The 11,534-nt window shown below is 35.5% G+C and carries 12 protein-coding genes and 1 tRNA gene; 2 read left to right on the forward strand and 11 right to left on the reverse strand.

The window, feature by feature from the left end; genetic code table 11:
• Positions 1–452 precede the first annotated feature (452 nt).
• The 4 genes from nfsA to queG all read right to left on the reverse strand — a co-directional run bounded on the left by nfsA (position 453) and on the right by queG (position 3,933).
• Positions 453–1,202 carry an oxygen-insensitive NADPH nitroreductase gene (gene nfsA, locus MKX29_RS01440; protein ID WP_224939052.1) on the reverse strand — a complete coding sequence of 250 codons (750 nt, stop codon included), beginning with the start codon at positions 1,200–1,202 and terminating at the stop codon, positions 453–455.
• Between the two features lie 81 nt (positions 1,203–1,283).
• Positions 1,284–1,757 carry a tRNA (uridine(34)/cytosine(34)/5-carboxymethylaminomethyluridine(34)-2'-O)-methyltransferase TrmL gene (gene trmL / locus MKX29_RS01445; protein ID WP_095369981.1) on the reverse strand — a complete coding sequence of 158 codons (474 nt, stop codon included), beginning with the start codon at positions 1,755–1,757 and terminating at the stop codon, positions 1,284–1,286.
• 71 nt (positions 1,758–1,828) lie between these two features.
• Positions 1,829–2,704, reverse strand: a complete 876-nt coding sequence (locus MKX29_RS01450; RefSeq protein WP_341103539.1) for an amidase domain-containing protein — start codon at positions 2,702–2,704, stop codon at positions 1,829–1,831.
• 89 nt (positions 2,705–2,793) lie between these two features.
• Positions 2,794–3,933, reverse strand: coding sequence for a tRNA epoxyqueuosine(34) reductase QueG (gene queG, locus MKX29_RS01455; protein ID WP_341103542.1), 1,140 nt, complete (start codon positions 3,931–3,933; stop codon positions 2,794–2,796).
• An 87-nt stretch (positions 3,934–4,020) separates the two neighbouring features.
• Here queG and MKX29_RS01460 point away from each other — a divergent pair, with 87 nt between their 5' ends.
• On the forward strand, positions 4,021–4,686 hold the full coding sequence (locus tag MKX29_RS01460; protein ID WP_341103544.1) for a B3/B4 domain-containing protein: 666 nt from the start codon (positions 4,021–4,023) through the stop codon (positions 4,684–4,686).
• A gap of 127 nt (positions 4,687–4,813) precedes the next feature.
• Here the strand turns inward: MKX29_RS01460 and MKX29_RS01465 are convergent, their stop codons facing one another.
• The 6 genes from MKX29_RS01465 to MKX29_RS01490 form a co-directional block, all read right to left on the reverse strand.
• Complete coding sequence (locus MKX29_RS01465) at positions 4,814–5,821, reverse strand: FecCD family ABC transporter permease (RefSeq protein WP_341103546.1); 1,008 nt, start codon at positions 5,819–5,821, stop codon at positions 4,814–4,816.
• Positions 5,818–6,858 carry a FecCD family ABC transporter permease gene (locus tag MKX29_RS01470; protein ID WP_224939047.1) on the reverse strand — a complete coding sequence of 347 codons (1,041 nt, stop codon included), beginning with the start codon at positions 6,856–6,858 and terminating at the stop codon, positions 5,818–5,820. The genes MKX29_RS01465 and MKX29_RS01470 overlap by 4 nt, the downstream gene beginning before the upstream one ends.
• 4 nt (positions 6,859–6,862) lie before the next feature.
• Positions 6,863–7,783: an iron-hydroxamate ABC transporter substrate-binding protein gene (locus tag MKX29_RS01475; RefSeq protein ID WP_224939046.1), complete on the reverse strand. Its 921-nt coding sequence runs from the start codon at positions 7,781–7,783 to the stop codon at positions 6,863–6,865.
• Between the two features lie 63 nt (positions 7,784–7,846).
• Positions 7,847–8,662, reverse strand: a complete 816-nt coding sequence (locus MKX29_RS01480) for an ABC transporter ATP-binding protein (protein ID WP_095369988.1) — start codon at positions 8,660–8,662, stop codon at positions 7,847–7,849.
• A gap of 344 nt (positions 8,663–9,006) precedes the next feature.
• A tRNA-Gly gene (locus MKX29_RS01485) sits at positions 9,007–9,077 on the reverse strand.
• A 312-nt stretch (positions 9,078–9,389) separates the two neighbouring features.
• Complete coding sequence (locus MKX29_RS01490) at positions 9,390–9,656, reverse strand: hypothetical protein (protein WP_341103550.1); 267 nt, start codon at positions 9,654–9,656, stop codon at positions 9,390–9,392.
• 77 nt (positions 9,657–9,733) lie between these two features.
• Here MKX29_RS01490 and MKX29_RS01495 point away from each other — a divergent pair, with 77 nt between their 5' ends.
• Positions 9,734–9,955, forward strand: coding sequence for a hypothetical protein (locus tag MKX29_RS01495; RefSeq protein ID WP_341103552.1), 222 nt, complete (start codon positions 9,734–9,736; stop codon positions 9,953–9,955).
• 65 nt (positions 9,956–10,020) lie between these two features.
• Here MKX29_RS01495 and MKX29_RS01500 read toward each other — a convergent pair whose 3' ends face one another.
• Entirely contained in the window at positions 10,021–11,427 is a 1,407-nt protein-coding gene (locus MKX29_RS01500) for a metal-binding protein (protein WP_341103554.1), read from the reverse strand.
• Positions 11,428–11,534 lie beyond the last annotated feature (107 nt).

An 11,534-nucleotide genomic window follows, 5' to 3' on the forward strand; every position in this document is an offset into this window, starting at 1 on the left:
CCTCCCCCTGTCACATTATCAGAGACGATTATTACAATCTATGCTTGAAGAAAAACAAACATGCTTACCGAAAACAAATGACAAAAAATTTAGTCGATTAAAGGGCTTTACAAATAAAAACAACATTAGATTATCCATCCCCCAAGATCTGTGTAAAGTGGGTCTTGAATAACGCTAATATCTAATACACATTCCTATGCAGAACTGTCCAATAATATCCATGATTTGCATTCACTATTTAAATTTATTAGGATATAATAAAGTTATATGTTGTGTTTCTATTTTTAGGAAAAAGGAGGCCATACATAATGGGTACAGTCCTAATTTTAGGTGTGATGGTGGCATTTTTAGTTTCAATTTTCACAGCGGGCTATGATGATAAGCCTGGTAAGCACATTAAATAATATGTACTAACACAAAAAAACTGCGAGAGTCTAACTCCCGCAGTTTTTTTATCGTTTATCTAAACCTTTTTCTTGAACAAATTGCTTCATGTACATTCTCTTTTTACGCTCAAACATACCGGCAATCTGACTTGTCCAAGTGTCATCACGCTTACCTGCTGTTCGTTCTTTATAATAAGCAGAGATCACCTCATTGTATGCTTGTAATTCTTGAATATATAGGTCCTTGTCCTGTTCATATTCATTTTCATGATAAATATGATCCATTGGTAAACGCGGCTTTTGCGCATTCCTTTTCGCTGGGTACCCAACTGCTAGTCCGAAAAGTGGTATCACATGATCAGGTGTTTTTAATACTTCGCTTACTTCTTGAAGTTGATTCCGTAAGCCACCAACATAACAAATGCCAAGACCCATGGATTCAGCTGCTAAGCTTGCGTTTTCTGCTGCTAAGGCTGCATCGATCAAAGCTACCATAAATTTTTCCGTACTTTCAATGGACTCAGTTAAATCTATCCCTTCTAGTTCTGCAATGACTTCATGACGATGAAGATCTGCGCAAAACACAAAGAAATGGCCACTGTCTGCAACAAACCCTTGGTTTCCTGCCAATTCGGCCAACTTTTCCTTCTTCTGTTGGTCGGAAACACCTATAATAGAATACGCTTGTACAAAACTTGAAGTAGAAGCAGACTGAGCGGCTGTCACAATCTCCTTAATTTGCTCTTTCGTTAAACGTTTATCCTCAAAATGGCGTACTGAACGATGGTCTTTCATCAATTGAATCATTTCATTCATAATCTCATCTCCCCTATGTAAAAACATTAGTATATAAAAAGAAGATCTTGCCATATGTAAGAGCAGACCTTCTTATTCACGCTAGCTCATTCGTGGATACCCTTGCTGACGAAGGGCTTCATAAATCAAAATAGCTGCTGTGTTTGATAAATTTAATGAGCGCATATGCTCATTCATAGGAATTCTTAAAGCTCGATCTAGATTCGCTTGAATAAATTCCTTTGGTAAGCCAGTTGTTTCCCTTCCAAAGATAAAGAAGTAATTTTTTGATTGATCACTATAATCAAAAGTAGTATGCGGTTGTTTCCCATGTTTTGTTAACAAGAAAAATTCGCCGTCTTTATTTTTCTCTAAAAATTCTTCTAACGAATCATAATAAACAATATCTACATACGTCCAATAATCTAAACCCGCTCTTTTTAACATCTTATCATCCGTTGAAAACCCTAATGGTCGAATTAAATGAAGCGTTGTATAAGTAGCTGCACAAGTACGAGCGATATTACCTGTATTGCTTGGAATTTCTGGTTGATATAAAACAACATTCACTGACACTAACTGTTCACCTCTATTATAATATCTCGCTCTTATTATACACTTCTTCAGCTCATTACGAAAGGTAAGTGCTAGGCATCATAAATCGTAAAGAATTTATATTTAATATTTTCTGTATAAGCGGTAGAATCTTCATAATCCCAATAACGTTTGCGACTATTAGTCGTATGGGCATTTACAAGCGGCATCTTCTGTTCATCTTTAGCCGTCACAATCGTCGTATGGTCAAAACGACCATCTCCTTGAAAATCATAACAAATGACATCTCCTAGCAATAATTCCTCAGGACGCTCCACTTCTTTCGCTCGTAATCCAATTGTGGAGTTAGCCAAATGCATACGCATAGAATGAGCTACACTCCAACTATAGCTCCAATTTTTACTGCGCATCCACCAACCCGTTCCCCTTGCTGGAAATCCGCGCATCGGGGCTCCTCCTGCATGTAGACATTGAGAGATATAATTCGTACAATCGACTTCAAATGCATGAAACTGTGGATTATGGCTATTCCACCATTTTTCTGCATATTGTACCGCTTTTCTGCGGTCATAATGAAATGGATAAGAAGAACGCGAATCTTCCTCTAAGATATCAACCGTATCAACCGTGTCTTGATCATAAAGAACCAACTTTTCTTTATCCTCAACGAGCGTTTCTTTATAAAACTCAGCCACTCGTTCTTCTACCTCTTCTTCAATATAAAAAGTCTTTCCTTGCTTAATTAAATATTGAAAATGAGCCATATACGAAATATATTTACTATCTTCTTGTATGTGCGGCTCTCCTTTAATTTTTCCAATTGCCTTTGCCTTTACGATACTTGCTCCCCTTTTTTCTAAACTTCTTTTTTTATTTTTTATCTTCATACAAGTATGAATAGATTCTCTCTCATTGCTGACACATTGCCTGACCCTTTTTTCTAATAGTTCTTGCAATTGTTCTTTCATCTTATCACTCCCTCCATTAACATGCATATGTTCATAAAAGGGGTTTAACGATAAAAAAAGAGAAAGTAATCGCATTACTTTCTCACATACTACATAATAGGATTAAACATCTTTAAACCTTTTTCGATTTCTTCTTGGACTTCGGGATCCTCTTCTGTAGCTTGCATTGCTTGTAAGGCTTTTTCTGCCTCTTCTCCTCCAATTTTCCCTAATGCCCATGCTGCTGTTCCTCTAATTACTGGCCGTGGGTCTTTTTTCATTAACATGATTAAATCTCCCACAGCTGATTCATCCTTAAAATGAGCTAGAGCGATAATACTATTTCTCTGAATAGGTTTCCTCCCTCTCCACGAACCAGAAAGACGACCAAACTTCTCCTTAAACTCTCTATTGCTCATATAAAGTATTGGTTTTAATAAAGGTTTGACTATTTCTGAATCTGGCTCCATTTCTTCATGAAAATGAAAATCCTTGCCTTTATTTTCTGGACAAATCGTTTGACAAGTATCACAGCCATAAATTCGATTCCCTAATTCTTCGCGAAACTCATCGGGCATAAATCCTTTTGTTTGCGTAATAAAGGAAATACAACGTTGCGCATTTAGTTGCCCGCCTTGAACGAGTGCACCTGTAGGACAAGCATCAATACATTTCGTACAAGTCCCACACTTTGACTCTAGTGGCTCGTCCGGTTCAAAAGGAATATTTGTGATGGTTTCACCTAAATAGACGTAAGAGCCGAATTCAGGTGTAAAAATAGAACAATTCTTTCCACTCCACCCTACACCGGCTCGCTCAGCTACAGCACGGTCAGATAAAGCACCTGTATCGACCATTGATGTAAATCGGACATCAGGAACAAGCTCTTCCAAGTAGGCTTCTAACTTACTTAGCCGATCCTTCAACACTAAATGATAGTCATCTCCCCAAGAAGCACGGCAAAAAATACCTCTTCTCTCACCCGGTTTACTCACTACGCGATCTCTCATCTTTGTTGGATAAGCTAGGGCAATACTAATAATCGACATCGGTTGATCCATCAATAGTGCAGGGTTGACTCTCTTTTCTATATCAGGCTCTTCAAAACCCGATTGGTATCCTAGCTCTTGTTGTTTCATTAATCTATTCCGCAAACCATCAAAGGTTGATGCAGTTGTAAATCCAATCTTATCTATTCCAATCGTCTTACTATAACGAATGATTTCTTCTTTTAGTTCAGCTATATTCAAGAATTATTCACTCCTCCTTGGTTTTCCATGTGATTCATCTTCCCTCTCATGATAAACTTGTTATTATAAAATCAGGAGGTGTAAACATTGGCAATCAACATTTCAAAAGATTTAAAGACCTTATTCCCTCAATTCAAAATAGGCATCATTACATACAATCATATCACTATATCAGGTTCTCCCCAAATGGTAAAGGGGCGCTTACAGCTCTTTCAAGAGTCATTATTTTTTGATCTTGAAGAAAAGAATATAACTGAATTTGCAGGGATAAAAGAATGGCGAAGTATTTTCAAACAAACGGGTAAAGACCCCAACAAATATCGTCATTCTGCTGAAGCGATGTATCGAAGAATTAAAAAACAGAACTACTTACAAAGCATCAACAGTGCCGCTGATATTAATAATTTTTTCTCATTAAAGTACGAAGTCCCGATTGGCATATACGATTTAGACTGTCTCAACGGAAATATTGATGTGAGGATCGGACATGATGGAGAAGTTTACAAAGGATTAAACGGGCGTGATAATTCACTAAAAAACTTAATTATTTTAAGTGATTCAGTTGGGCCGTTTGGTAGTCCATTTGTAGATTCTACTAGAACAAATGTTAATGAACAGACAACTAATGCATTACAAGTCGTCTTTTTAAGACACTCCATAGAAACAGATGAGGCACAAGCACTGCTCAACTCACTAAAAGAAATGTTTATCCAAGTACATGGAGGTAATGGTCAAGTTGAGGTAATAGTTTAAAAAAATAATATCCTATTTTTCTTCAGCATTAAATTTGGCCATAGAAAAAATGCACCTCCACTTGTTAGATTATGTCTAACAAGTGGGGTGCTGTTCACTCTTATTTTGTTCAGGTTTTTTAAGTCTACTATTTTTTAGCCATTAAATATAGAAAATACGGCGCCCCAATAAATGATACAATTACTCCCGCTGGTATGCCAATCGTATCAAGTAAAACTCTGCCAACCGTATCTGCTGAAAGTAAAAGTAAGCCTCCAAACATTGCCGCAACAGGCAAAAACAACTGATGTCTAGGACCGACTAAGCTTCTTGCAATATGGGGTGCTAACAAACCGATAAATGCTATACCACCACTAACGGATACTGAAGCAGCTGCTAAGGCCACGGAGACCAATAACAGTGTATACCTTTCCTTATTCGTTTTAACTCCAAGACCTACAGAAAGCTCTTCATTTAAAGCCATAGTATTAAGCGTATTTGATTTAAAGTAAATGAACGGAATTAATATTGCAAGCCAAGGAAGTAGAGCAAAGACAAATAACCAATCATCTCCCCATATTCTCCCTGCAGCCCAGTTGGCGAAGAAATCATACTCTTCTCTAGCCATTTTAGAAGCAAAAGTTAACAATGCACCATTTATAGCAGCAGCTAATCCTACACCAACTAAAAGCATTCTACCAGGTTGAATACCCTCCCCTCTCTTGTAAGAGAGAAGGTAGATAAATATAGCGGTAATTAATCCTCCAATTAAAGCGAATAGTGGCAACAAATATAAATGATTGCCTGTACTATTTCCAAATAACAAAACAAAGAAAACGACAAACAAACCGGCACCTGAATTAATCCCTAGTATTCCCGGATCTGCTAACGGGTTCCTCGTAATGCTCTGTAAGATTGCCCCTGACAAAGCTAAACCCATACCTGCGAGCACCGCAATCAGTATCCTCGGCAATCTAAAGGTAAATAAAATCAGGTTTTCCTTTGCCGTTCCATCCCCAAGTAATGTTGGCAAAAGACGATCCGGACTTAAAGAGGCAAATCCCGTAGCTACACTAATTGTAAAGATAAGCAATAGTAACACAAACGTCGAGATAATGATAATAATTGAACGTTTAAAGTGGCGGGCACTAATCATATTAATGATCTCCCCTTTCTTGCAAGGTACAAGAAGAAAGGTAGGCCAAGTATTGCTACAATTGCCCCCATTGGTGTTTCAAAGGGAGGATTAACCATTCTTGCTGCCGTATCGGCTAAAACTAAAAACACACTACCTATTACAGCTGAACACGGAATAATCCATCTATAATCCGTACCGACTAAAAATCTCACGATATGGGGAATTAATAAACCAACAAAAGCAATCGCCCCAACAAGAGAAACCGCGGCACCTGCTAATATAAGCACAACCGTCATAAGCACAGCCTTAACAATAAAAGTTCTTTGCCCTAAGCCTTTAGCCACATCTTCTCCAAAGCTTAATACAGTCAAACTTCTTGAGAGCATAATGGCAATTATAATACCGAAAAGTACTGTAGGTGTAACAATTTGCAACTGCGCCCACGTTGTTCCTGAAACGCCACCAGCAGTCCAAAAGGCAATACTTTGTGATAGTTTGTTTATAAGTGCTATCCCTTCTCCAATCGATGAAAGAAATGCAGTAACTGCTGCACCAGCTAACGTTATTTTTAGTGGAGTCATCCCACCTCTTTTCATTGCGCTAAATCCAAATACTAAGCAAGCAGCAATCCCTGCTCCAATAAATGAGAATAACATGATAATCATATAATTTGTATTGCCTACATATGAGAAGGCAATCGCTAGTCCTAAACTTGCACCTGCATTTAAACCTAGTAAACCTGGATCTGCTAAAGGGTTTTTTGTCATTCCTTGCATAATGGCACCGCTAACAGCGAAAGCCGCGCCGACAACAGCAGCTCCTAGCTCACGAGGTAATCGTATACTTCTTATAATTTGGTGGTCTTCGTTCCCTTGTTGATAAGCAAATACAGCTTGCCAAACATCTGCAAATGAAATACTCGCTGCTCCAACTGAAATAGCCAAAACTAAGCTACCTACTAAAAGTAGGCAGCTTAGTGCTAGAATAATAGAAGCAATTGCAGGACGTGCATATATTTTCTTTTCCTTTGCTTCATTAAAAGTATTATTTTTCATTATATTACTTAGCCCCAAGTAAATTTTCAACGATAAATGCTAATTCTTCTTCCAATGAAATGGGATCATTAAAATAGAAAGAAGAAGAATCAAATGTAAACACGCGGTCATTTTCCACTGCTGGGATACCTTTCCAAACATCAGTTTCAGTAAATGAATTATCGGCTCCTTGTCCATCTCCTAGGAAAATATAATCTCCAGCATATTTTGGTATGACTTCTGAAGATATAGCTAAGTAGCCTGGTCCAAATACTTCTTCTTCTACCGCTTTAGGTGCTTTTAAACCAAGTGCTTGATAGATGATTTCTGTTCCTCGTCCCCAGTTCTCTCCATACACATACATGTCTTTACCAAATGTCTCAAATACCATAACAGTCGCATCATCACCAATTACCTCTTTTACTTTCTCACCTTCAGCAGCTGTCTTTTCTTTCCACTCTTCCACCCACGCTTGTGCTTCCTGCTCTTTTCCTAACACCTTACCTATTTCAAGGTGTTGATCTAAATAGCCATATTTTTCATAAGTTAATGTGACGGTTGGCGCGATTTCTTTGTATTTATCTAAATTTTCGTCAGTTGAATATGCAATAATTAAATCTGGTTCTAATTCTAATAATTTCTCTACATTATCTGCTGTAATAACTTCAGAATTTTTCAGTTTATCACCGTAAAATTTGTTCGCTTTAGACCACTCATCTATTGCTACTGGCGTAATCCCTAATGATAGAACATTACCAGTATAAGCCATTGATGCTACTCTTTTAGGATTAGCTGGTAACTCCATTTCTCCATTTTCTGATTCATATGTAAATGTTTCTTTTTCCGTTTCCTTACTGCCTTCACCTGACGATTCATTCCCATCATTTCCGCAAGCTGTTAAAACTAATAATAGAATAAAAAATAAAAATACCAATTGCTTTTTCAAGTTTTCCATCCACCTTTATAATAATAATCATTCTCAATTATAGTCAAAAAAAGAAGCAAATCATTAAACGACTTGCTCTTGAACTACCATCCTACTATCAATTAAGTCATACGTTAAGCAGATTGGTTTTTGTGTACGTGGGTCAATACCAATTTCTGCATCAATATTAAATACTTCTCTTAAAATCTGCTTATTCATAACTTCCTTCGCAGCACCATTTTTAATAATTTTGCCTGCTCTCATAGCAATCAAATAATCAGCAAACCTTGCTGCATGGTTTAAATCATGAATAACCATAACAATTGTTCTATTTTCTAACTGATTAAGCTCTTTTAACAGTTCTAATACTTCCAATTGATGACACATATCTAAATATGTAGTCGGCTCATCTAATAAAATTATATCAGTTTCTTGAGCCAAAGCCATCGCAATCCATACTCTTTGCCGCTGTCCACCAGACAATGCATCTACTTCTCTATCTTTAAATTCTGCAATTCCTGTTACTTGGAGTGCCCAATCTATCACCTGGCGATCTTTTGCTGTTAATCTCCCCATACCCTTTTGATATGGAAATCTTCCATAAGATACTAGCTCTGAAACTGTTAAGCCTTCAGGAGCATCAGGAGATTGAGGAAGAATGGCCATTTTTTGTGCAATCGCTTTTGTCGATTCCTTACTGATTTGCTTACCATCAAGATATACAGACCCAGCTTTGGCTTGGATAATTCTTGCAATCGTCTTTAAGACAGTCGATTTACCGCAACCATTCGGCCCAATAATAGCCGTAATCTCACCGTCTGGTATCATCATGTTTAAGTTCTTCACAATCTCTCTATCACCGTATGCAATTCTTAAGTCTTCAGTAAATAATCTAGACAAGGTCATTCACTCCATCCGAACATTTTAGATCATCATCACGTCATTGATAATGATTATCAACTTCAAAGAAAATTTTATCTAATAAAAGCTATCCTGTCAACCATCAATCCGAAAAGTTCATTTCCAGCATATTTCTTGTTAACCAACCTGTATTCTACATATATTTTTTTAAGGAGAATGCATTTCACGTTACTGAAGCCTTTCATCCATTTCTTCACTTTAAGTCATTATACACTTCTTTAAGTTTAGTAAAAAATACCATAACTAGTCATTTCTACTAAAAAAAAGACTGTAGGCAATCTACTAATAAATAGAGATTGTCTACAGTCCTTAACTTCCATATAAGCGGGTGAAGGGAATCGAACCCTCATCATCAGCTTGGAAGGCTGAGGTTTTACCACTAAACTACACCCGCAAATACCGGTGGTCGGGGTCGAACCGACACTCCGTGATGGAACACGATTTTGAGTCCCAATGATATATATATTACTTATAACTATAAGAGCAACAACTATTGTCGCATTTACCTTTTTAGTAGTTTATACGATTTCTTTTAATTATGCCTTGGGTCTACACAACCGTCAAATAACAAATCTAGATTTTTGTTGCTTATTAAATTTTGCCTGTCCATTTTGCTTATACTTTTTTATTAATTTATATTCCAATTAAATTGCTTCCTCCATTTTCTCAAACTCTCCTACGAACTTATAATCAATTTTACCTTTCCTTATAAGTTCCTTATGTCCATGTTTCTTCTATTAGTATACCTTCTTGCCCTGTACCAAAGACCACATCCTACATATACGACTTCTTCATTGTGCCAATGCTCATACACAACGTACTCATTTGTCTTTCTAAGCTTACCTGGTTCAAGTTCATATTCCATACCAAGTTGGATTACCTTTTGAAATGAAATGCCATATTTCTTAGCAACATCTTGGTTTGTCATTTTATTAGCAAAATGCAGCTTAAGTTCATCTTTTGTTGGGAACACTGATATCACCTCAACACACTTATATCTAGAAAGTTGAGTTTGTAAATTAACGAACAGAAAACACAGAGGTGAATTAATTGAAGACAGCTAACGAGATTATTGATGAAGTTAGGAACATGGAAAGTGCAGAACGTTGGAAGCTTGTAAGAGATGTAAATAATTTCACGAAAAACCCTAATAAAGAAACAGCAACTATGATAATTGAATTGTTGGACGAGATATCAAAATTAAAACAGGATATAGAATACTTATCTGGAAAAGTTGGGCTACATGAAATATACTTCAATCGAAATAAATAAAAATAACAAGAGAAAATCAATATGTTATGTAAAAAAAGAAGGGACCATAAATGTTCCCTGTTTCCTTACCTTTTTCTATTTTTTTGACGAGATTTTTTTGATATTTTCTTTTTGTTTTTAATTTTACTAAAACGTTTGTTGTTCTTAGTTTGAACATTAGAGGCATATTCTTCTGCAGATGATGGAAAGTAATCTTGCTTACCTCTAGGTATAATACCTTGATTGAGATACATAAACTTACGGGTTTGATAAACAATTTCAGAAAGTCCAATACACGACCTCATTAATTGAAAACATTCAAGCACAAACTCTGATAAGAATAAACTTTCAGAGGTTCCCTTTTTTGGATCGCCAGAAGGATAGTAAATTAACTCTTGCGTAATAACATTATAAGTATAACTTCTATGACCTATTACATTTCGTAATCTATTATCAATTTTGGAAACAAAAATTTTATCAAAGCTTTCATCACCATTAATAAATTCTAATTTTTTTCCTTTACTACGCATTTTTATAAAATCTTCTATGGTTTGAATTTCTTTAATAACATCTTCTTTCATTTTTTGATAATCTGCTCGATGTTTTAAATTATTATAGGCAACGACTAAATATAAAATATCACCTATATCCTCAAAAGTATCAATGTAAAAATCCTTAATATCTTCAAAATCCACAGTTGTTAACCCTAAAGTCTCTATTGATGTTTCTTTTTCATTTTTTTCTGTATAATAATCTAATCCATAAATAGGAATAAACATGTGGAATTTTTCAATGAATTTGTTGATAATACCGAATAGTTTATGTTCATAATTATCTAAATGATTTTCAAAGTGTCGAGCCAATAGTAATAGTTGATTTTTTTCGGTTATACTCTTAAACTCTTTAAAAATATGGTTAGTGATTTCATAAAAATAATTGTCCGCAAAAGTATTAGTGAATTTTATATTTAAAAAATGAACCGCTCGCAATAATTCAAGCTTGTTATCTGCAGGGAAATGTGTTTTATCCAATAATTTATGTATTTCTTTGGGTAAGTAAGCATGATTGCCATCATACCATAGTTCATTTATTCTTTTTACAATTGGCCAATCATTTTCAATTTTATGTAAAAAGTGAATTGTGCGTTGTTTGAATTCTCCGATATTATCTCCCATAGAAAATATACCATTCTTAAAAAAAGGAGAGAGATATGTTTCGTCATTCTCATTATATGGGCGAATTTTTTCAGTCAAAAGTTCTCCGGATACTTCAATTAAAAAATCGGGTTTTCCATTGTGTATTAAATGAGTTACATTTTTTAATTTTATAGAATATCCTGCATTTTCTTGATCTAAATAAACGTTGCCGAAAATTGAAATATTACAATTTCCACATTTAATCCTAACAGAATATTTTTCTAACCAACCAAGTTGAACCTTTATACGAGTGATGCTCTTACAAACATTACATTGATAATCTCCTGTAACTACCATTATACTCATCCTTCTAAAACCAGAAAATTACGGTTTTACAATAATAATACACTAAACATAATTCTCTATCTTTACTTTATGAATAAAATTCTCTTTTTATTTTTAAA

It is taken from the genome of Cytobacillus sp. FSL R7-0696, assembly GCF_038006865.1.
GTDB lineage: Bacteria > Bacillota > Bacilli > Bacillales > Cytobacillaceae > Cytobacillus > Cytobacillus kochii.